At 66.2% G+C, this 18,919-nt stretch carries 26 protein-coding genes; all 26 read right to left on the bottom strand.

The window, feature by feature from the left end; all coding sequences use genetic code 11:
- Positions 1–78: 78 nt before the first annotated feature.
- Positions 79–534 (bottom strand): 50S ribosomal protein L15, encoded by a 456-nt coding sequence (gene rplO, locus ACWCSU_RS00130; RefSeq protein ID WP_357705906.1) that lies wholly within the window; start codon positions 532–534, stop codon positions 79–81.
- 2 nt (positions 535–536) lie between these two features.
- Positions 537–719 carry a 50S ribosomal protein L30 gene (gene rpmD / locus ACWCSU_RS00125; RefSeq protein ID WP_080043226.1) on the bottom strand — a complete coding sequence of 61 codons (183 nt, stop codon included), beginning with the start codon at positions 717–719 and terminating at the stop codon, positions 537–539.
- A gap of 2 nt (positions 720–721) precedes the next feature.
- Positions 722–1,351, bottom strand: coding sequence for a 30S ribosomal protein S5 (gene rpsE / locus ACWCSU_RS00120; protein WP_357705907.1), 630 nt, complete (start codon positions 1,349–1,351; stop codon positions 722–724).
- A gap of 25 nt (positions 1,352–1,376) precedes the next feature.
- Positions 1,377–1,760 carry a 50S ribosomal protein L18 gene (gene rplR / locus ACWCSU_RS00115; protein WP_357705908.1) on the bottom strand — a complete coding sequence of 128 codons (384 nt, stop codon included), beginning with the start codon at positions 1,758–1,760 and terminating at the stop codon, positions 1,377–1,379.
- A 2-nt stretch (positions 1,761–1,762) separates the two neighbouring features.
- On the bottom strand, positions 1,763–2,305 hold the full coding sequence (gene rplF, locus ACWCSU_RS00110; protein ID WP_125644665.1) for a 50S ribosomal protein L6: 543 nt from the start codon (positions 2,303–2,305) through the stop codon (positions 1,763–1,765).
- Positions 2,306–2,321: 16 nt separating this feature from the next.
- Positions 2,322–2,720, bottom strand: coding sequence for a 30S ribosomal protein S8 (gene rpsH / locus ACWCSU_RS00105; RefSeq protein WP_125644666.1), 399 nt, complete (start codon positions 2,718–2,720; stop codon positions 2,322–2,324).
- A gap of 145 nt (positions 2,721–2,865) precedes the next feature.
- Positions 2,866–3,051: a type Z 30S ribosomal protein S14 gene (locus tag ACWCSU_RS00100; RefSeq protein ID WP_020542298.1), complete on the bottom strand. Its 186-nt coding sequence runs from the start codon at positions 3,049–3,051 to the stop codon at positions 2,866–2,868.
- Positions 3,052–3,055: 4 nt separating this feature from the next.
- Entirely contained in the window at positions 3,056–3,631 is a 576-nt protein-coding gene (rplE, locus tag ACWCSU_RS00095) for a 50S ribosomal protein L5 (protein WP_357705909.1), read from the bottom strand.
- On the bottom strand, positions 3,631–3,927 hold the full coding sequence (gene rplX, locus ACWCSU_RS00090; protein ID WP_449932499.1) for a 50S ribosomal protein L24: 297 nt from the start codon (positions 3,925–3,927) through the stop codon (positions 3,631–3,633). The genes rplE and rplX overlap by 1 nt, the downstream gene beginning before the upstream one ends.
- The gene (rplN, locus tag ACWCSU_RS00085; protein ID WP_106253399.1) at positions 3,927–4,298 is read right to left on the bottom strand and encodes a 50S ribosomal protein L14; all 372 of its coding nucleotides are present in this window, start codon (positions 4,296–4,298) and stop codon (positions 3,927–3,929) included. The genes rplX and rplN overlap by 1 nt, the downstream gene beginning before the upstream one ends.
- Before the next feature lie 190 nt (positions 4,299–4,488).
- Positions 4,489–4,782, bottom strand: a complete 294-nt coding sequence (rpsQ, locus tag ACWCSU_RS00080) for a 30S ribosomal protein S17 (protein WP_357705910.1) — start codon at positions 4,780–4,782, stop codon at positions 4,489–4,491.
- On the bottom strand, positions 4,775–5,011 hold the full coding sequence (rpmC, locus tag ACWCSU_RS00075; protein ID WP_080047279.1) for a 50S ribosomal protein L29: 237 nt from the start codon (positions 5,009–5,011) through the stop codon (positions 4,775–4,777). The genes rpsQ and rpmC overlap by 8 nt, the downstream gene beginning before the upstream one ends.
- Positions 5,011–5,430, bottom strand: coding sequence for a 50S ribosomal protein L16 (rplP, locus tag ACWCSU_RS00070; protein WP_125644673.1), 420 nt, complete (start codon positions 5,428–5,430; stop codon positions 5,011–5,013). Before rplP ends, rpmC begins: the two co-directional genes overlap by 1 nt.
- A gap of 2 nt (positions 5,431–5,432) precedes the next feature.
- A complete protein-coding gene (rpsC, locus tag ACWCSU_RS00065) occupies positions 5,433–6,281 on the bottom strand; it encodes a 30S ribosomal protein S3 (RefSeq protein WP_355378612.1) in 849 nt (282 codons plus the stop codon).
- A complete protein-coding gene (gene rplV / locus ACWCSU_RS00060) occupies positions 6,281–6,634 on the bottom strand; it encodes a 50S ribosomal protein L22 (protein ID WP_080043235.1) in 354 nt (117 codons plus the stop codon). The genes rpsC and rplV overlap by 1 nt, the downstream gene beginning before the upstream one ends.
- Before the next feature lie 31 nt (positions 6,635–6,665).
- Positions 6,666–6,944, bottom strand: a complete 279-nt coding sequence (gene rpsS, locus ACWCSU_RS00055) for a 30S ribosomal protein S19 (protein WP_030451498.1) — start codon at positions 6,942–6,944, stop codon at positions 6,666–6,668.
- An 11-nt stretch (positions 6,945–6,955) separates the two neighbouring features.
- On the bottom strand, positions 6,956–7,792 hold the full coding sequence (gene rplB / locus ACWCSU_RS00050; protein ID WP_125644676.1) for a 50S ribosomal protein L2: 837 nt from the start codon (positions 7,790–7,792) through the stop codon (positions 6,956–6,958).
- Between the two features lie 106 nt (positions 7,793–7,898).
- Positions 7,899–8,201 carry a 50S ribosomal protein L23 gene (rplW, locus tag ACWCSU_RS00045; RefSeq protein ID WP_352327250.1) on the bottom strand — a complete coding sequence of 101 codons (303 nt, stop codon included), beginning with the start codon at positions 8,199–8,201 and terminating at the stop codon, positions 7,899–7,901.
- Positions 8,201–8,851, bottom strand: a complete 651-nt coding sequence (rplD, locus tag ACWCSU_RS00040) for a 50S ribosomal protein L4 (protein ID WP_357705911.1) — start codon at positions 8,849–8,851, stop codon at positions 8,201–8,203. Before rplD ends, rplW begins: the two co-directional genes overlap by 1 nt.
- The gene (rplC, locus tag ACWCSU_RS00035; protein WP_357705912.1) at positions 8,848–9,501 is read right to left on the bottom strand and encodes a 50S ribosomal protein L3; all 654 of its coding nucleotides are present in this window, start codon (positions 9,499–9,501) and stop codon (positions 8,848–8,850) included. The genes rplD and rplC overlap by 4 nt, the downstream gene beginning before the upstream one ends.
- A 14-nt stretch (positions 9,502–9,515) precedes the next feature.
- The gene (rpsJ, locus tag ACWCSU_RS00030) at positions 9,516–9,824 is read right to left on the bottom strand and encodes a 30S ribosomal protein S10 (protein ID WP_012887830.1); all 309 of its coding nucleotides are present in this window, start codon (positions 9,822–9,824) and stop codon (positions 9,516–9,518) included.
- Between the two features lie 252 nt (positions 9,825–10,076).
- A complete protein-coding gene (gene tuf, locus ACWCSU_RS00025; RefSeq protein WP_125644684.1) occupies positions 10,077–11,270 on the bottom strand; it encodes an elongation factor Tu in 1,194 nt (397 codons plus the stop codon).
- Between the two features lie 111 nt (positions 11,271–11,381).
- Positions 11,382–13,430, bottom strand: coding sequence for an elongation factor G (gene fusA, locus ACWCSU_RS00020; RefSeq protein ID WP_397044743.1), 2,049 nt, complete (start codon positions 13,428–13,430; stop codon positions 11,382–11,384).
- Between the two features lie 90 nt (positions 13,431–13,520).
- Positions 13,521–13,991 (bottom strand): 30S ribosomal protein S7, encoded by a 471-nt coding sequence (gene rpsG / locus ACWCSU_RS00015; RefSeq protein WP_043623423.1) that lies wholly within the window; start codon positions 13,989–13,991, stop codon positions 13,521–13,523.
- 2 nt (positions 13,992–13,993) lie between these two features.
- On the bottom strand, positions 13,994–14,368 hold the full coding sequence (rpsL, locus tag ACWCSU_RS00010; protein WP_020542315.1) for a 30S ribosomal protein S12: 375 nt from the start codon (positions 14,366–14,368) through the stop codon (positions 13,994–13,996).
- A 556-nt stretch (positions 14,369–14,924) separates the two neighbouring features.
- A complete protein-coding gene (locus tag ACWCSU_RS00005) occupies positions 14,925–18,800 on the bottom strand; it encodes a DNA-directed RNA polymerase subunit beta' (RefSeq protein WP_357705914.1) in 3,876 nt (1,291 codons plus the stop codon).
- Positions 18,801–18,919: the final 119 nt, after the last annotated feature.

Genomic DNA, 18,919 nt, shown 5'->3' with positions numbered 1-18,919 from the left:
CTGCCGCCTCGCCGAACTCTAACGCACTAAGGGCGTGGGGGCCCATTGTCGGAACCCCCACGCCTCGTCATAGCGGAGCTACAGCTCGGTAACGGAACCACCGGCGGCGGCGATCTTCTCCTTCGCGGCGGACGAGAAGGCGTGAGCCGTAACGTTCACAGCGACGGAGATCTCGCCGGTGCCGAGCACCTTCACGAGCTGGTTCTTGCGAACGGCGCCCTTGGCCACCAGGGCCTCGACGGTGACGTCGCCACCCTCGGGGAACAGCTCGCCGAGCCTGTCCAGGTTGACGACCTGGTAGGTCGTCTTGAACATCGCGTTGGAGAAGCCCTTGAGCTTCGGCAGACGCCTCTGCAGCGGCACCTGGCCACCCTCGAAGCCGAGGGGAACCGTGGTACGGGCGTGGCTGCCCTTGGTGCCGCGACCGGCCGTCTTGCCCTTGGACGCCTCGCCGCGACCCTTGCGGATCTTGGCCTTGTTGGCACCCGGAGCAGGACGCAGGTCGTGAATCTTGAGCGGAGCCTTGTCAGTCATGACTAGTCGACCTCTTCCACCTCGACGAGGTGCGTCACCACGGACACCATCCCGCGAATCTCGGGACGGTCCTCCTTGACGACGACATCGCCGATTCGCTTCAGGCCAAGCGAACGCAGCGAGTCACGCTGGTTCTGCTTGCCACCGATCTTCGAGCGAACCTGAGTGATCTTCAGGCGTGCCATGACTAGCTCACCGCCTTCGCGGCCGCGGCCTCGGCGATGCCCTCGCGCTGAGCCTTGAGCATGCGGGCCGGGGCGACGTCCTCGATCGGCAGACCACGGCGGGCGGCGATCTCCTCGGGGCGCGAAAGGCCCTTCAGAGCCGCCACCGTGGCGTGCACGATGTTGATCGGGTTGTCCGAGCCGAGCGACTTGGACAGCACGTCATGGATGCCGGCGCACTCCAGGACCGCGCGCACCGGGCCACCGGCGATGACGCCGGTACCGGCCGAGGCCGGACGCAGGAAGACGACACCGGCCGCCTCCTCGCCCTGCACGGTGTGCGGGATGGTGCCCTGGATCCGAGGCACCTTGAAGAAGTGCTTCTTCGCCTCTTCGACGCCCTTGGCGATGGCCGCGGGGACTTCCTTGGCCTTGCCGTAACCGACGCCGACCAGGCCGTTGCCGTCACCGACGATGACGAGGGCGGTGAAGCTGAAGCGACGACCACCCTTCACGACCTTGGCCACTCGGTTGATCTTCACTACGCGCTCGATGTACGAGACGCCCTTGTCGGCGGCGCCACCGCGGCGATCGTCACGACGGTCCCGCCGCTCGCCACCGGTGCCGCCACCGCGACGCGGAGCTGCAGCCATCAGTGGTTCCTCTTCTCAGTTGCCATCAGAATTCCAACCCGCTTTCGCGGGCGCTGTCCGCCAGAGCCGCGATGCGACCGGCGTAGCGGTTGCCACCGCGGTCGAAGACGACCTTGGTGATCCCGGCTTCCTTGGCCCGCTGAGCGAGGAGCTCGCCGACCTTCTTGGCCTTCTCCGTCTTGTCGGCCTCGAGGGTGCGCAGCGAGGCGTCCATGGTGGACGCGCTGACCAGCGTGTGGCCGACGGAGTCGTCCACGATCTGGACGAACATGTGACGGGTCGAGCGGTTGACGACCAGGCGCGGACGCTCGGCCGTACCGACGACGAACTTGCGGACGCGGCGGTGACGGCGAGCCCGCGAGACGGTGCGGGCAGCCGTGTGCTTGCTGAACGCAGTCTTCGGAGCCATGCCTACTTACCAGCCTTTCCGACCTTGCGGCGGATCTGTTCGCCCTGGTAACGCACGCCCTTGCCCTTGTACGGGTCAGGCTTGCGCAACTTGCGGATGTTGGCCGCGACCTCGCCGACCTTCTGCTTGTCGATGCCGTCCACGTGGAACAGGGTCGGCTTCTCGACGCGGAAGGTGACACCCTCGGGGGCGTCGACGATGACCGGGTGGCTGAAGCCCAGCGAGAACTCCAGCTGCGTCGGGCCCTTGGCCTGAACGCGGTAACCGACGCCGACGATCTCAAGGGCCTTGGTGTACCCCTGGGTGACGCCCTGCACCATGTTGGCGATCAGCGTCCGGGACAGGCCGTGCAGCGCACGGACCTTGTTCTCGTCGTTGGGCCGGGAGACGGCGATGGCGCCGTCGTCGTCACGACCGACCGAAATCGGGTCCGCGACCGTGTGAGAAAGCGTGCCCTTCGGGCCCTTGACCTGGACATCCTGGCCGGTGATCGTGATGTCTACGCCACTGGGCACAGGGATGGGCAGCCGTCCGATTCTCGACATGCTGTGTTCCTCCCCTCTACCAGACGTAGGCGAGGACTTCGCCGCCCACGCCACGCTTGCCGGCCTGCTTGTCAGTCATGAGACCGGCGGACGTCGAGATGATCGCGACGCCCAGCCCGCCCAGGACTCGAGGCAGGTTGTCCTTCTTTGCATAAACCCGCAGACCGGGCTTGGAAACCCGGCGCAGGCCCGCGAGCGAACGCTCACGGGTGGGCCCGAACTTGAGCTCCACCACGAGGTTCTTTCCAACCTTGGCGTCTTCGACGGCCCAGGACTGGATGTAGCCCTCCTGCTGGAGGATCTCGGCGATATGCGCCTTGATCTTCGAATACGGCATCGACACGCTCTCGTGGTACGCCGAGTTCGCGTTACGCAGACGCGTCAACATGTCTGCGATCGGGTCGGTCATCGTCATGGCCAGTGGCCTTCCTCGCCGCGGTTTCCAGTCGGCCAAGCAGCGCTCTGCCGGTGGACCTTCGGCGCGGTCATGGACGCGGAGCGTCCTGTCTTCTTCTGAACATGGGTCCCAGGGGACGACGCGGGGCCGTCCCCCAGGGTATCTACCAGCTCGACTTGGTGATGCCGGGCAGCTCGCCCCGGTGCGCCATCTCGCGGAAGCACACGCGGCACAGGCCGAACTTGCGGTACACGGCGCGCGGACGACCGCAACGCGAGCACCGGGTGTAGGCCCTGACCTCGAACTTCTGCTTGCGCCCCGCCTTGGCGATCAGCGACTTCTTCGCCATTGGATCAGGCCTCCTTGAACGGGAAGCCGAGGAGCTTCAGCAGCGCCCGGCCCTGGTCGTCGTTCGTCGCGGTGGTCACGACCGTGATGTCCATGCCCCGCGGACGGTCGACCTTGTCCTGGTCGACCTCGTGGAACATGACCTGCTCGGTCAGACCGAACGTGTAGTTGCCGTTGCCGTCGAACTGCTTCGGCGACAGGCCGCGGAAGTCCCGGATACGGGGCAGCGCGAGCGCCAGCAGGCGGTCGAGGAACTCCCACATACGGTCGCCGCGCAGCGTGACGTGCGCGCCGATCGGCATGCCCTCACGCAGCTTGAACTGCGCGATGGACTTGCGCGCCCGGACGACGGCCGGCTTCTGACCGGTGATCACGGTGAGGTCGCGTACGGCGCCTTCGATGAGCTTGGAGTCGCGAGCCGCCTCACCGACACCCATGTTGACCTTGATCTTGGTCAGGGCCGGGATCTGCATGACGTTCTCGATGCCGAACTGCTCGCGAAGCTGGGCCGCGATCTCCTCGCGGTACTTCGTCTTGAGTCGCGGCGTCGGGCGCTCGGTCTCAGTGGTCGTGGCGGTCATCAGCTGTCCTCACCCGTCTCCTCGGCCTTGTCGGCCTTCTTGTCGGCGGGCTTCTCGTCCTTGAGCTTCTTCACGTTGGACACGTGGATGCGGCCCTCCATGGTCTGCACGCCGCCGGTCTTGGCGCCGCGCGGACCCTGGTGGGTCTCCTTGGTGTGCTTCTTGATCATGTTGACGCCCTCGATCACCACGCGGTCCTCGCGCGGGTACGTGGCGATGACGTGACCCTTGACACCCTTGTCCTTGCCGGCGATGACCTGAACCAGGTCACCCTTCTTCACATGCAGCTTCGGCATTACAGCACCTCCGGGGCGAGCGAGATGATGCGCATGAACTTCTTGTCGCGCAGCTCGCGGCCGACCGGGCCGAAGATACGAGTGCCACGAGGGTCACCGCTGTCCTTGATGATGACGGCGGCGTTCTCGTCGAAGCGGATGTAGGAGCCGTCGGGCCGGCGGCGCTCCTTGACCGTGCGGACGATGACGGCCTTGACCACATCGCCCTTCTTGACGCCCGTGCTGCCCGGCAGCGCGTCCTTGACAGTGGCGACGATGATGTCGCCGATACCGGCGTAGCGTCGGCCCGAGCCACCGAGAACACGGATGCAAAGGATCTCCTTTGCACCAGTGTTGTCGGCGACCTTGAGCCGCGACTCCTGCTGGATCACGTTGAACTCCTGTTAGTCGCGCCGGTTCTCATTTCTGAGCCTGGCGGAACCTGTCGTTGTCTTGTTCCCACGGCCACAGTCCACGCAGGGGCCGCACCGCAGGCGACGCGAGGCCCGGAGGACCTCGCGTCCTTGGACGCCGTCATGGGGGCCCTGAGGCCCCCACGAGGCGCGGTATATCCGAGAAGGCTTACTTGGCCTTCTCGAGGATCTCCACGACCCTCCACCGCTTGGTGGCGGAGAGGGGGCGGGTCTCCATGAGCAGCACGCGGTCGCCGACGCCACAGGCGTTGGCCTCGTCGTGCGCCTTGTACTTGGTCGTACGGCGGATGACCTTGCCGTACAGACGGTGCTTGACGCGGTCCTCGACGGCGACGACGACGGTCTTGTCCATCTTGTCGCTGACGACCAGGCCCTCACGGACCTTGCGGAAGTTCCGCGAGTCGTTCGTCTCGGTGGTTTCGGTGGTCTCGGTCTCAGCCATCGCTCGTCTCCTTCTCGACCGTGACGATGCCGAGCTCACGCTCGCGCATCACGGTGTAGATACGGGCGATCTCGCGGCGGACGGCGCGCAGCCGCCCGTGGCTCTCCAACTGACCGGTCGCTGCCTGGAAGCGGAGGTTGAACAGCTCCTCCTTGGCCTCCTTGAGCTTCTGGACCAGAGTGTCCTGGTCCTCCACTCGCAGCTCGCCGGCGGTCAGGCCCTTAGCCATCACGCCTCACCCACTTCACGCTTAACGATCTTGCACTTCATCGGCAGCTTGTGGATCGCCCTGGTGAGGGCCTCACGCGCGACCGACTCCGCCACGCCGGACAGCTCGAACATCACGCGTCCGGGCTTGACGTTGGCGATCCACCACTCCGGCGAACCCTTACCGGAACCCATGCGGGTCTCGGCGGGCTTCTTGGTGAGGGGACGGTCGGGGTAGATGTTGATCCACACCTTGCCGCCACGGCGGATGTGACGGGTCATGGCGATACGAGCGGACTCGATCTGGCGGTTGGTCACGTAGGAGTGCTCAACAGCCTGAATGCCGAACTCGCCGAACACGACCCTGGTGCCGCCCTTGGCGGCTCCGCTGCGGTCAGGCCGGTGCTGCTTGCGGTGCTTGACCCTGCGCGGGATCAGCATGGTCAGCTCCCTTCAGCACCCGGCTGCGCAGCCGGGCCGGTCTCAGGGGCAGCCTGCGAAGCTGCCTCGGTACGGGGGGCGCGGTCGCCACGGCCACCGCCACCACGACGCGGACGGTCACCGCCGCCACGACGCGGACGGTCGCCGCCGCCACCGCGACGGTCGTCACGCTCGCGACGCTGGCCGGCACGAGCGCCGGCGGCGGCCGCCTCACGCTCGGCGCGGCTGGTCGGAGCCTCGCCCTTGTAGATCCAGACCTTCACGCCGATACGGCCGAAGGTGGTACGGGCCTCGTAGAAGCCGTAGTCGATGTCCGCGCGAAGGGTGTGCAGCGGCACACGACCCTCACGGTAGAACTCCGACCGCGACATCTCGGCGCCGCCCAGACGACCGGCGCACTGGACACGGATGCCCTTGGCGCCGGACTTCATGGCCGACTGCATCGCCTTGCGCATGGCGCGGCGGAACGAGACGCGGCTGGACAGCTGCTCGGCGACGCCCTGAGCGACGAGCTGGGCGTCGATCTCCGGGTTCTTGACCTCGAGGATGTTGAGCTGGACCTGCTTCTTGGTCAGCTTCTCGAGGTCGCCACGGATACGGTCCGCCTCGGCGCCGCGGCGGCCGATCACGATGCCGGGACGCGCGGTGTGGATGTCCACCTGGACGCGGTCCGTCGTGCGCTCGATCTCGACCTTGGAGATGCCGGCCCGCTCCATGCCCTTCTGCAGCATGCGACGGATCGCCACGTCCTCGGCGACGTACGACTTGTACAGCTTGTCGGCGTACCACCGGCTCTTGAAGTCGGTCGTGATGCCGAGGCGGAACCCGTGCGGGTTAACCTTCTGGCCCACTATCGGGTCCTTCCCTTCGGCTCGCGGGATTCCACGATCACGGTGATGTGGCTCGTCCGCTTGTTGATCCGATAGGCGCGACCCTGTGCACGCGGGCGGAACCGCTTCAGCGTCGGGCCCTCGTCGACCCAGGCGCGGCTCACGACGAGCGTGCTGGGGTCGAGGTTGAAGTTGTGCTCGGCGTTCGCCATGGCGCTGCTGAGCACCTTGTAGATCGGCTCGCTCGCCGACTGGGGAGCGAACTGCAGCACGGCCTGCGCCTCCGAAGCGGGCAGCCCGCGAATAAGGTCCACCACGCGGCGGGCCTTGAGGGGCGTGACACGGACGAACCGCGCCTGAGCCCTGGCTTCCATCGCTTACTCCTCTAAATGCTTCTGAAGGCGTCTATCGCCGGCTGCGCCGGTCTTCCTTGACGTGGCTGCGGAACGTCCGCGTCGGGGCGAACTCTCCGAGCTTGTGGCCGATCATCGACTCGGTGACGAACACCGGGACGTGCTTGCGGCCGTCGTGCACGGCGATCGTATGCCCGAGCATGTCGGGAACGATCATGGAGCGCCGCGACCACGTCTTGATGACGTTCTTGGTGCCCTTCTCGTTCTGGGCGTCCACCTTCTTCTGAAGGTGGTCGTCCACGAAGGGACCCTTCTTAAGGCTACGTGGCATTTCGGCTGCTCCTACCGCTTCTTCCTCTTGCTCCGACGACGGATGATCAGCCGGTCGCTGGACTTGTTGGCCTGGCGGGTGCGGCCCTCGGGCTTGCCCTTGGGGTTCACCGGGTGGCGACCGCCGGAGGTCTTGCCCTCACCACCACCGTGCGGGTGGTCAACGGGGTTCATGGCGACACCACGGACGGTCGGGCGCTTGCCCTTCCACCGCATACGGCCAGCCTTGCCCCAGTTGATGTTGGCCTGCTCGGCGTTGCCGACCTGGCCCACAGACGCCCGGCAGCGCACGTCGACCATGCGCATTTCACCGGACGGCATACGCAGGGTGGCGTACTGGCCTTCCTTGGCGAGCAGCTGGATCTGGGCGCCCGCGGAACGACCGAGCTTCGCGCCGCCGCCCGGACGGAGCTCCACCGCGTGGATGAAGGTACCGGTCGGGATGTTGCGCAGCGGCAGGCAGTTGCCCGGCTTGATGTCGGCAGCGGGGCCGTTCTCGATTCGGTCGCCCTGCTTGAGGCCGGTCGGCGCGATGATGTAGCGCTTCTCACCGTCGGCGTAGTGGAGCAGAGCGATGTTGGCGGTGCGGTTGGGGTCGTACTCGATGTGAGCGACCTTCGCCGGGATGCCGTCCTTGTCATGCCTACGGAAGTCGATGATCCGGTAGGCGCGCTTGTGTCCGCCGCCCTGGTGGCGCGCGGTCACCCGGCCGTGTACGTTTCGGCCGCCCTTGCTGTGAAGGGGCGCAAGCAACGACTTCTCAGGCGTGCTGCGGGTGATCTCGGAGAAGTCCGAGACACTCGACCCGCGGCGACCCGGAGTCGTCGGCTTGTACTTACGGATGCCCATCTTTTTCGTTCATCCTTCGTCGGTTACATGGGCGAGCCCGCCGCACCGAAATGCGACGGTCTCGTCCCTCGCAGACCTTTCGGTCCGCTTCCTATCTATGGCGCTGCTAGCCGATCTGACCGAAGATGTCGATCCGATCGCCCTCGACCAGGCTCACGATGGCGCGCTTGGTGTCGGGACGCTTGCCGAAACCGGTGCGGGTGCGCTTGCGCTTGCCCGTCCGGTTGATGGTGTTCACGCTGGTGACCTTGACCCCGAAGATCTGCTCAACAGCGATCTTGACCTGGGTCTTGTTCGCGGTCTTCTTCACCAGGAACGTGTACTTGTTGTTCTCATCGATCAGGCCGTAGCTCTTCTCAGAGACGACCGGCTTGATGATGATGTCGCGCGGGTCGGCGATCTTCTCCATCAGGCGTCTTCCTTCCCGCCCTGGCTCAGCCGCGCGACGACCTGGTCGTACGCCTCCTGGGTGAAGACCACGTCGTCGTGCACGAGCACGTCGTAGGTGTTGAGCTGCCCGGCGTCCAGCAGGTGGACCTCGGGAGCGTTACGCAGGCTCATCCAGGTCAGCTCGTCGGCCTCGTCGACGACGACGAGCACGCGGGGAGCCTGGGTGATCTTGCGCAGGGCCTCAAGGGCAGCCTTGGTCTTGGGGGTCTCCCCCGCGATCAGCGTGCTGACCACGTGGACGCGACCGCCACCGGCCCTGTCGGACAGCGCACCGCGCAGGGCGGCGGCCTTCATCTTCTTGGGCGTGCGCTGCGAGTAGTCACGCGGCACGGGCCCGTGGACGGTGCCACCGCCGGCGAACTGCGGCGCGCGGGTCGAGCCCTGACGGGCGCGGCCGGTGCCCTTCTGGCGGTACGGCTTCTTGCCGCCACCGCGGACCTCACCACGGGTCTTGGCCTTGTGGGTGCCCTGCCGGCGAGCGGCGAGCTGGGCCACGACCACCTGGTGGATCAGCGGAACGTTGACCGTCGTGCCGAAGACGTCTTCGGGCAGTTCGACGGTGCCGGCCTTGGCGCCGCTGGCGTCGAGGACGTCAATAGTGGTGCTCACTTGGCAGCCCCCTTCTTGGCAGCGGTGCGAACGAGGACCAGGCTGCCGTTAGCGCCGGGGATCGCACCCTTGATCAGGATGAGGCCCTTCTCGGCGTCCACGGAGTGAACCTTGAGGCTCTGCACAGTGGTGCGGACGTTACCCATCCGACCGGCCATGCGCAGGCCCTTGAATACGCGGCCCGGGGTGGCGCAGCCACCGATGGAACCCGGCGAGCGGTGCTTGCGCTGCGTACCGTGCGACGCGCCCAGACCGGCGAAGCCGTGCCGCTTCATGACACCGGCGAAGCCCTTGCCCTTGCTCTTGCCCGTCACGTCGACGAACTGGCCGGCCTCGAAGGTGTCGGCCAGCAGCTCCTGGCCCAGGGTGTAGTCGCTCGCGTCGTCGGTGCGGATCTCCGCGAAGTAACGGCGCGGGGTGATGTCGTGCTTACGCAGGTAGTCGCCGAGCGGCTTGTTGACCTTCCGGGGGTCGACCTGCCCGAAGCCGAGCTGGACGGCGGAGTAGCCGTCCTTGTCTGCGGTGCGGACCCGGGTCACCACGCACGGACCGGCCTCGACCACGGTCACCGGAACCATCCGGTTGTCCGCGTCGAAGACCTGGGTCATGCCGAGCTTCTTGCCCAGGACGCCCTTGATCGTCTTAGCCATGTCAGTGCGTTCCCTCAGAGCTTGATCGAAATGTCGACACCCGCGGGGAGGTCGAGCCGCATGAGCGAGTCAACCGTCTTGGGGGTCGGGTCGATGATGTCAATCAGCCGCTTGTGCGTGCGCATCTCGAAGTGCTCGCGGCTGTCCTTGTACTTGTGCGGCGAGCGGATGACGCAGTACACGTTCTTCTCGGTCGGCAGCGGCACCGGGCCCGCGACCTTCGCGCCAGTCCGCGTCACCGTCTCGACGATCTTCTTGGCCGAGCTGTCGATGACCTCGTGGTCATAGGCCTTAAGCCGGATGCGGATCTTCTGTCCCGCCATAGTGGCCTCGGTGTCCTTCGCTGTCGTCTGAAAAAGTATCGTGCGGCCTTGTGCCGCTGTGCTGGTGCAGGTCTGACCCTGCGTAACCCCACGAGACAGACACTGTTGATCTGTCTTTTCTTCCGTGATCCGGCAGTTACTTCGGTCACTATGGCCGAAGCGACTGCTGGATCACGGCGCTTTACGCGAGGCCCTTGACGTGGTGCGGCGGTCGGCCCTGATGTGGGGCCGACCGCCGCCCCGACGGTCGAACTACTTGAGGATCTTCACGACCCGGCCGGCGCCGACGGTGCGGCCACCCTCACGGATCGCGAACTTGAGGCCTTCCTCCATGGCGATGGGCTGGATCAGCTCAACGCGCATTTCGGTGTTGTCGCCCGGCATGACCATCTCGGTGCCCTCGGGGAGGTTCACAACACCGGTCACGTCAGTCGTACGGAAGTAGAACTGCGGGCGGTAGTTGTTGAAGAACGGCGTGTGGCGGCCGCCCTCGTCCTTGGACAGGATGTAGACCTGGCCGGTGAACTCGGTGTGCGGGGTCGTCGTGCCCGGCTTGATGATGCACTGGCCGCGCTCGACGTCGTCGCGCTTGATGCCACGGAGCAGCAGGGCGGCGTTGTCGCCGGCGTGACCCTCGTCGAGCATCTTGTTGAACATCTCGATGCTGGTGACGGTGGTGGTCGTCTTCTCCGGCTTGATGCCGATGATGTCGACCTGCTCGTTGACCTTGACGATGCCGCGCTCGATACGACCGGTGACGACGGTGCCGCGACCGGTGATCGAGAAGACGTCCTCGACGGGCATGAGGAACGGCTTCTCCGTGTCACGGGGAGGCTCGGGGACGTTCTCGTCCACCGCGTTCATCAGCTCGATGATGCTGTCGGCCCACTTCTCGTCACCCTCAAGAGCCTTGAGAGCCGAGACGCGGACGACGGGCAGGTCGTCGCCGGGGAACTCCTGCGCGGACAGGAGCTCACGGACCTCCAGCTCGACGAGCTCGAGGATCTCCTCGTCGTCGACCATGTCGGACTTGTTCAGCGCCACGACGATGTAGGGGACGCCGACCTGGCGGGCCAGGAGGACGTGCTCCTTCGTCTGCGGCATCGGGCCGTCGGTGGCGGCGACCACGAGGATCGCGCCGTCCATCTGAGCGGCACCGGTGATCATGTTCTTCACGTAGTCGGCGTGACCGGGGCAGTCAACGTGAGCGTAGTGACGCTTCTCGGTCTGGTACTCGACGTGCGCGATGGAGATCGTAATACCGCGAGCCTTCTCCTCGGGCGCCTTGTCGATCTTGTCGAACGGAGTCGCCTTGTTGAGCTCGGGGTAACGGTCGTGAAGCACCTTGGTGATCGCCGCGGTCAGCGTGGTCTTGCCGTGGTCGATGTGTCCAATGGTGCCGATGTTCATGTGCGGCTTAGTCCGCTCGAACTTGGCCTTGCCCACTGGTTCTCTCCTTGAGAATCTGACTGACTTTCGTCTACACACTCGGGCCCGGGAGATCCCAGACCCCTAGGCGGCGGGGTGGCTCGCACCACCCCGCCAGGGACCGGGAAGTTATTCGCCCCGGGCCTTCGCGACGATCTCCTTGGCGATGCCCGGGGGCACCTCCGCGTAGGAGTCGAACTGCATGCTGTAGCTCGCGCGCCCCTGCGTCTTGCTACGCAGGTCACCCACGTAGCCGAACATCTCAGACAGCGGCACGAGCGCCTGGACGACTCGGGCGCCGGCCCGCTCGTCCATCGCCTGGATCTGCCCGCGGCGACCGTTGAGGTCACCGATGACGTCACCCATGTAGTCCTCGGGCGTGGTGACCTCGACGGCCATCATCGGCTCGAGAAGAACGGCGTCCGCCTTGCGCGCGGCCTCCTTGAAGGCCATCGAGCCGGCGATCTTGAACGCCATTTCCGAGGAGTCGACGTCGTGGGCGGCACCGTCGGTCAGCGTAACCTTCACGCCCACCATCGGGTAACCGGCCAGCACGCCGAACTCGGCGGCCTCCTGGGCACCGGCGTCGACCGAGGGGATGTACTCCCTCGGGACGCGGCCACCCGAGACCTTGTTCTGGAACTCGTAACCGTCGTTGCCCTCGCCCAGCGGCTCCAGGTCGATGATCACCCGCGCGAACTGACCGGAACCACCGGTCTGCTTCTTGTGGGTGTAGTCGACCTTCTCCACCTTGCGGCGGATGGTCTCGCGGTAGGCCACCTGCGGGCGGCCCACGTTGGCCTCGACCTTGAACTCACGACGCATACGGTCGACGAGGATCTCCAGGTGAAGCTCGCCCATGCCCCAGATGACCGTCTGACCGGTCTCCTCGTCACGACGGACCTGGAAGGACGGGTCCTCCTCGGCCAGCCGCTGGATGGCGGTGGACAGCTTCTCCTGGTCGCCCTTGGTCTTGGGCTCGATGGCGACGTTGATGACCGGAGCCGGGAACGTCATCGACTCGAGCACGACCGGGTTGGCCGGGTCGGCAAGGGTGTCGCCGGTCGTGGTGTCCTTCAGACCCATGACGGCGACGATCTGACCGGCGATCGCCTGCGGGCGCTCTTCGCGCTTGTTGGCGTGCATCTGGTAGATCTTGCCGATCCGCTCCTTCTTGCCCTTCACCGAGTTCACGACCTGTGAACCGGTGTCGAGCGTGCCGGAGTAGATGCGGATGTAGGTGAGCTTGCCCAGGTGCGGGTCGCTGGCGATCTTGAAGGCCAGCGCGGAGAACGGCTCGGTCGGGTCCGCGTGACGCTCGATCACCTTCTCCTCGTTGCCGACCGCGTAACCCTTGAACGCCGGGATGTCGGTCGGGGCGGGGAGGTAGGCGACGATCGCGTCGAGCAGGGGCTGAACGCCCTTGTTCTTGAACGCGGTGCCGCAGAGCACCGGGTTGATGGAGCTGGTCAGCGTGGCGCGGCGGATGGCCGCGACCAGCTGCTCCTCGGTGGGCTCGGTGCCCTCCAGGAAGAGCTCCATCAGCTCGTCGTCGTTCTCGGCGACCGTCTCGATGAGGCGGTCACGCCACTCGCGGGCGGCGTCGGCGTGGTCGGCCGGGACGTCGACGGTGTCGTACATCTCGCCCTTGGCCGCGTCGGCGCTCCAGATGAGCCCCTTCATCTTGATGAGGTCGATGACGCCCTTGAAGTCGGCCTCGACACCCCACGGAAGCTGAATCACAGCGGGGGTCGCGCCCAGGCGGCTGACCATCATCTCGACGCAGCGGTGGAACTCCGCGCCGACACGGTCCATCTTGTTCACGAAGCAGATGCGCGGGACTTCGTAGCGGTCGGCCTGCCGCCACACCGTCTCCGACTGCGGCTCGACACCGGCGACACCGTCGAACACGGCGACGGCACCGTCGAGGACGCGGAGCGAGCGCTCCACTTCGATGGTGAAGTCGACGTGACCCGGAGTGTCGATGATGTTGATGGTGTGACCGATCCACTCACAGGTCGTCGCGGCAGACGTGATCGTGATGCCGCGCTCCTGCTCCTGCTCCATCCAGTCCATGGTGGCAGCGCCCTCATGGACTTCACCGATCTTGTAGTTGATACCGGTGTAGAACAGGATGCGCTCGGTCGTGGTGGTCTTGCCCGCGTCGATGTGGGCCATGATCCCGATGTTGCGGACCTTGGCCAGGTCAAGAGCGGTCGTAGCGGCCACTTTAACTCGCGTCCTCGTCGTCTCGTCGAACCCGCCGGGTTACCAGCGGTAGTGGGCGAAGGCCTTGTTGGACTCGGCCATCTTGTGGGTGTCCTCGCGCTTCTTGACACTCGCCCCGAGGCCGTTGCTGGCGTCGAGGAGCTCGTTCATGAGGCGCTCGGTCATGGTCTTCTCGCGGCGGGCGCGGGAGTACTGCACCAGCCAGCGCAGGGCCAGGGTGGTGCTGCGCGCGGCGCGCACCTCGACCGGCACCTGGTACGTCGCGCCACCGACACGGCGGCTGCGAACCTCGAGGGTCGGCTTGACGTTGTCAAGCGCGCGCTTGAGGGTGACGACCGGGTCGTTGCCCGTCTTCTCCCTGCAGCCTTCGAGGGCGCCGTACACGATCGACTGCGCGATGGAGCGCTTGCCGTCCAGGAGCACCTTGTTGATCAGGGCGGTCACCAGCGGCGAGCTGTAAACCGGGTCAGACATGAGCTGACGACGGCCAGGAGAACCCTTACGAGGCATTGTTAGCTCTTCTCCTTCTTCGCGCCGTAGCGGCTGCGGGCCTGCTTGCGGTTGCGGACACCCTGGGTGTCGAGCGAACCGCGGATGATCTTGTAGCGAACACCAGGCAGGTCCTTCACACGACCGCCACGCACGAGCACGATGGAGTGCTCCTGCAGGTTGTGGCCCACACCGGGGATGTAAGCCGTGACCTCGATGCCGTTCGTGAGGCGAACGCGGGCCACCTTGCGCAGTGCCGAGTTGGGCTTCTTCGGGGTCGTGGTGTAAACGCGCTGGCACACACCGCGCCGCTGCGGACTCCCCTTGAGGGCAGGAGTCTTGGTCTTGGAGACCTTGTCCTGCCGGCCCTTGCGGACCAACTGCTGAATAGTGGGCACTGCCACTCCGTTTCGTGCCTTGGCCGGTGTTACGTCATTGGGTCTTGCTTTTCGCAGGTTCTGCCGGTGTCATGACCTGCTGGTTTTCCTCGTCTCGGCGCCCCCGCGGTCGGGCGTGTCGCGCTATTCACACAGACACAGCCACGGAGACTTGCGAGCCTGAGAGTCCAGCCGACGCTCTCCCTATGGATATGAGCGCACAGCCGAAAGCCCGCTAGAGACGGGCACGATGCTCAAGACTACCCAGGCTCAGCCGACACGTCAAAACGGCACGGCAACGCCTGTCGGCCTCGCCGCTCCGTGCCACCGTGGCCTGTCTCATCCAGCCCATCCGAAGCGCCGCGGCAATGATACCGGCACTGAGGACCGACGTGTGCCAATTCGCCAGGGAGCCCCGCAACCGGCCCACAGACCGCCACGGCGGCGGACCCTCTCCCCTGGACCGCCCCCGACGCCCAGAGCGCCTGTGACCGCCTACGGCAGCGCGTACGGCCGGAAAAGCGCCGCGCCCGGGCCTCTCGGAAGAGACCCGGGCGCGGCGCTTGTGAAACAACTGCTATCGGTTGTACTGACCGAAGTCGTACTCCTCCAGCGGGACGGCCTCGCCGCTGCCCGTGCCGAAGGTGTAGTCGGCCGCCGAACCGTCGTAACCGCCGACGGTGTACATGGCCGCCTTGGCCTCCTCGGTCGGCTCGACCCGGATGTTGCGGTACTGGGGCATGCCCGTACCGGCCGGGATGAGCTTACCGATGATGACGTTCTCCTTCAGGCCCAGCAGCGAGTCGGACTTGGCGTGGATCGCCGCGTCCGTCAGCACCCTGGTCGTCTCCTGGAAGGAGGCCGCCGACAGCCACGACTCGGTGGCCAGCGACGCCTTCGTGATGCCCATGAGCACCGGACGGCCCGCGGCCGGCGAGCCGCTCTCGGCCACCGTCTCGCGGTTCATCTGCTCGAAGCGCGGACGCTCCACGAGCTCGCCGGGCAGCAGGTCGGTGTCACCGGACTCCAGCACGTTCACGCGCTTGAGCATCTGCCGCACGATGATCTCGATGTGCTTGTCGTGGATCGACACACCCTGCGACCGGTAGACCTGCTGGACCTCGGCCACCAGGTGCAGCTGCACGGCCCGCGGGCCGAGGATGCGCAGCACCTCGTTGGGGTTGACCGCACCGGCGATCAACTGGTGGCCGACCGTCACGCGCTGACCGTCCTGGACGAGCAGGCGCGAACGCATCGAGACCGGGTAGGCGATCTCCTCCGACCCGTCGTCGGGGGTGATGACGATCTTCCTGGTCTTGTCGGTCTCGTCGATCCGGGCCCGGCCCTCGGCCTCGGAGATCGGGGCGACACCCTTGGGGATGCGCGCCTCGAACAGCTCCGTGACACGGGGCAGACCGTGGGTGATGTCGGCGCCAGCCACACCACCGGTGTGGAACGTACGCATCGTCAGCTGCGTGCCGGGCTCACCGATCGACTGGGCGGCGATGATGCCGACCGCCTCGCCGACGTCCACGAGCTTGCCGGTGGCCAGCGAGCGGCCGTAGCAGGTCGCGCAGACACCGATCTTGGCCTCGCAGACGAGCGCGCTGCGGGTGCGGACGGTCTCGACACCGGCCTCGACCAGCTTCGTCACGTGGATGTCGTTGATGTCGACACCCGCCGGGACGATGACCTTGCCGTCGACCTCGACGTCCTCGGCCATGATGCGGCCGTGCACGTTGGACTCGGCGTTCTCCGCCTTGACCAGGTTGCCCGACGCGTCGCGCTCGCCGACGTGCAGCGGGACCGCGCGGTCGGTGCCGCAGTCGATCTCGCGGACGATGACGTCCTGGGCGACGTCCACCAGACGACGGGTCAGGTAACCCGAGTCGGCGGTACGCAGGGCGGTGTCGGCCAGACCCTTCCGCTGACCGTGGGTGGAGATGAAGTACTCCAGCACCGACAGGCCCTCACGGAAGGAGGCCTTGATCGGACGCGGGATCGTCTCACCCTTGGTGTTGGACACCAGGCCACGGATGCCGGCGATCTGCCGGACCTGCATCTTGTTACCACGGGCGCCCGAGTTGACCATCATCCAGACCGGGTTGGTCGCCGGGAAGGCGTTGACCATGTCGGTCTCGACGTCGGCCGTGGCGTGGGTCCAGATCTCGATGAGCTCCTGGCGGCGCTCCTCGTCGGTGATCAGACCACGCTCGTACTCGCGCTGGACCTTGTCGGCCCGGCGCTCGTAGTTCTCCATGATGTCGGTCTTGTTCGGCGGCGCGACGACGTCCTCGATCGAGATCGTGACGCCGGAGCGGGTCGCCCAGCGGAAGCCCGCGTCCTTGAGCGCGTCGAGCGAGTTGGCGACCTCGACCTTGGGGTAGGTGTCGGCCAGCTCGTTCACGATCGTGGACAGCTGCTTCTTGCCCACCTGGAAGTTGACGAACGGGTAGCTCTCGGGGAGCGTCTGGTTGAACAGGCACCGCCCGAACGTCGTCTCCAGCCGGATCGAGTCACCCTGCTCCCAGCCCTCGGGAGCGACCCAGTCGCGCGGAGGCAGGACGTCCTTGACCCGGATCTGGATCTTCGCCTGGATCTCCAGCTCGCGACGGTCAAAGGCCATCTGCGCCTCGGCGATCGAGCCGAACACGCGGCCCTCGCCGGTCGCGCCTTCCTTCTGGGTGGTCAGCCAGTAGAGGCCGATGACCATGTCCTGGGTGGGCATCGTCACGGGCTTGCCGTCGGCCGGCTTGAGGATGTTGTTGGTCGAGAGCATCAGGATGCGTGCCTCGGCCTGGGCCTCAGCCGACAGCGGCAGGTGCACGGCCATCTGGTCGCCGTCGAAGTCCGCGTTGAAGGCGGTGCAGACGAGCGGGTGGATCTGGATGGCCTTGCCCTCGACCAGCTGCGGCTCGAACGCCTGGATGCCCAGACGGTGGAGCGTCGGAGCGCGGTTGAGCAGCACCGGGTGCTCGGTGATGACCTCTTCGAGCACGTCCCACACGACGGGGCGGGCGCGCTCGACCATCCGCTTGGCCGACTTGATGTTCTGCGCGTGGTTGAGGTCCACGAGCCTCTTCATCACGAACGGCTTGAACAGCTCCAGCGCCATCTGCTTGGGCAGACCGCACTGGTGCAGCTTGAGCTGCGGGCCGACGACGATGACCGAACGGCCGGAGTAGTCGACTCGCTTGCCCAGCAGGTTCTGGCGGAAACGACCCTGCTTGCCCTTCAGCATGTCGCTGAGGGACTTCAGCGGCCGGTTGCCGGGGCCGGTCACCGGGCGACCGCGACGGCCGTTGTCGAACAGCGCGTCGACGGCCTCCTGGAGCATCCGCTTCTCGTTGTTCACGATGATCTCGGGCGCACCGAGGTCGAGCAGACGCTTGAGGCGGTTGTTCCGGTTGATGACCCGGCGGTACAGGTCGTTGAGGTCGGAGGTCGCGAACCGGCCACCGTCGAGCTGCACCATCGGGCGCAGGTCCGGCGGGATGACCGGGATGCAGTCGAGCACCATGCCGCGCGGCGAGTTGGTCGTGTTCAGGAACGCCGACACGACCTTGAGCCGCTTGAGGGCGCGGGCCTTCTTCTGGCCCTTGCCGCTGCGGATGGTCTCGCGCAGGTTCTCGGCCTCGGCGTCGAGGTCGAAGCTGATCAGACGGTCCTGGATCGCCTGCGCGCCCATGCCGCCCTTGAAGTAGCGGCCGAAGCGGTCGCGCATCTCGCGGTAGAGCAGCTCGTCGCCCTCAAGGTCCTGGACCTTGAGGTTCTTGAAGCGGCTCCAGACCTCGTCGAGCCGGTCCAGCTCGCGCTGGGCGCGGTCGCGGAGCTGGCGCATCTCGCGCTCGGCGCCCTCGCGGACCTTGCGCCGCTGGTCGCCCTTGGCGCCGGCGGCCTCCAGCTCGCCCAGGTCGGACTCGAGCTTCTTCTGCCTGGACTCGACGTCGGCGTCACGGCGCTGCTCGATGTGCTGCCGCTCGACGGAGATCTTCGCCTCCAGCGAGGGCAGGTCACGCTCACGCATGTCGGTGTCGACATGCGTGATCATGTAAGCCGCGAAGTAGATGACCTTCTCCAGGTCCTTCGGGGCCAGGTCGAGCAGGTAGCCGAGGCGCGACGGCACGCCCTTGAAGTACCAGATGTGCGTGACGGGCGCGGCCAGCTCGATGTGGCCCATCCGCTCACGGCGCACCTTGGCCCGGGTCACCTCGACGCCACAGCGCTCACAGATGATGCCCTTGAACCGGACGCGCTTGTACTTGCCGCAGTAGCACTCCCAGTCGCGGGTCGGACCGAAGATCTTCTCGCAGAAGAGTCCGTCCTTTTCCGGCTTGAGAGTCCGGTAGTTGATGGTCTCGGGCTTCTTGACCTCGCCGTGCGACCACTGACGGATGTCGTCGGCGGTCGCAAGACCGATCCTGAGCTCGTCGAAGAAGTTGACGTCTAGCATTGTGTGCGATCTCCCCCTCAGACTTCTTCCACGCTGCTCGGCTCACGCCGGGACAGATCGATACCGAGTTCCTCCGCCGCGCGGAAGACGTCCTCGTCGGTGTCGCGCATCTCGATGGA

This window comes from Nonomuraea sp. NPDC001699, from assembly GCF_053596455.1.
This window is presented reverse-complemented; position numbering and strand designations above follow the sequence as displayed.

Bases quoted from the DNA above. Each gene is read 5' to 3' on its own strand.
- rplO (WP_357705906.1), bottom strand. From the start codon at position 534: ATGACTGACAAGGCTCCGCTCAAGATTCACGACCTGCGTCCTGCTCCG.
- rpmD (WP_080043226.1), bottom strand. From the start codon at position 719: ATGGCACGCCTGAAGATCACTCAGGTTCGCTCGAAGATCGGTGGCAAG.
- rpsE (WP_357705907.1), bottom strand. From the start codon at position 1,351: ATGGCTGCAGCTCCGCGTCGCGGTGGCGGCACCGGTGGCGAGCGGCGG.
- rplR (WP_357705908.1), bottom strand. From the start codon at position 1,760: ATGGCTCCGAAGACTGCGTTCAGCAAGCACACGGCTGCCCGCACCGTC.
- rplF (WP_125644665.1), bottom strand. From the start codon at position 2,305: ATGTCGAGAATCGGACGGCTGCCCATCCCTGTGCCCAGTGGCGTAGAC.
- rpsH (WP_125644666.1), bottom strand. From the start codon at position 2,720: ATGACGATGACCGACCCGATCGCAGACATGTTGACGCGTCTGCGTAAC.
- ACWCSU_RS00100 (WP_020542298.1), bottom strand. From the start codon at position 3,051: ATGGCGAAGAAGTCGCTGATCGCCAAGGCGGGGCGCAAGCAGAAGTTC.
- rplE (WP_357705909.1), bottom strand. From the start codon at position 3,631: ATGACCGCCACGACCACTGAGACCGAGCGCCCGACGCCGCGACTCAAG.
- rplX (WP_449932499.1), bottom strand. From the start codon at position 3,927: ATGCCGAAGCTGCATGTGAAGAAGGGTGACCTGGTTCAGGTCATCGCC.
- rpsQ (WP_357705910.1), bottom strand. From the start codon at position 4,782: ATGGCTGAGACCGAGACCACCGAAACCACCGAGACGAACGACTCGCGG.
- rpmC (WP_080047279.1), bottom strand. From the start codon at position 5,011: ATGGCTAAGGGCCTGACCGCCGGCGAGCTGCGAGTGGAGGACCAGGAC.
- rplP (WP_125644673.1), bottom strand. From the start codon at position 5,430: ATGCTGATCCCGCGCAGGGTCAAGCACCGCAAGCAGCACCGGCCTGAC.
- rplV (WP_080043235.1), bottom strand. From the start codon at position 6,634: ATGGAAGCCAGGGCTCAGGCGCGGTTCGTCCGTGTCACGCCCCTCAAG.
- rpsS (WP_030451498.1), bottom strand. From the start codon at position 6,944: ATGCCACGTAGCCTTAAGAAGGGTCCCTTCGTGGACGACCACCTTCAG.
- rplB (WP_125644676.1), bottom strand. From the start codon at position 7,792: ATGGGCATCCGTAAGTACAAGCCGACGACTCCGGGTCGCCGCGGGTCG.
- rplW (WP_352327250.1), bottom strand. From the start codon at position 8,201: ATGGAGAAGATCGCCGACCCGCGCGACATCATCATCAAGCCGGTCGTC.
- rplC (WP_357705912.1), bottom strand. From the start codon at position 9,501: ATGGCTAAGACGATCAAGGGCGTCCTGGGCAAGAAGCTCGGCATGACC.
- rpsJ (WP_012887830.1), bottom strand. From the start codon at position 9,824: ATGGCGGGACAGAAGATCCGCATCCGGCTTAAGGCCTATGACCACGAG.
- fusA (WP_397044743.1), bottom strand. From the start codon at position 13,430: ATGGCCCACATCGACGCGGGCAAGACCACCACGACCGAGCGCATCCTG.
- rpsG (WP_043623423.1), bottom strand. From the start codon at position 13,991: ATGCCTCGTAAGGGTTCTCCTGGCCGTCGTCAGCTCATGTCTGACCCG.
- ACWCSU_RS00005 (WP_357705914.1), bottom strand. From the start codon at position 18,800: ATGCTAGACGTCAACTTCTTCGACGAGCTCAGGATCGGTCTTGCGACC.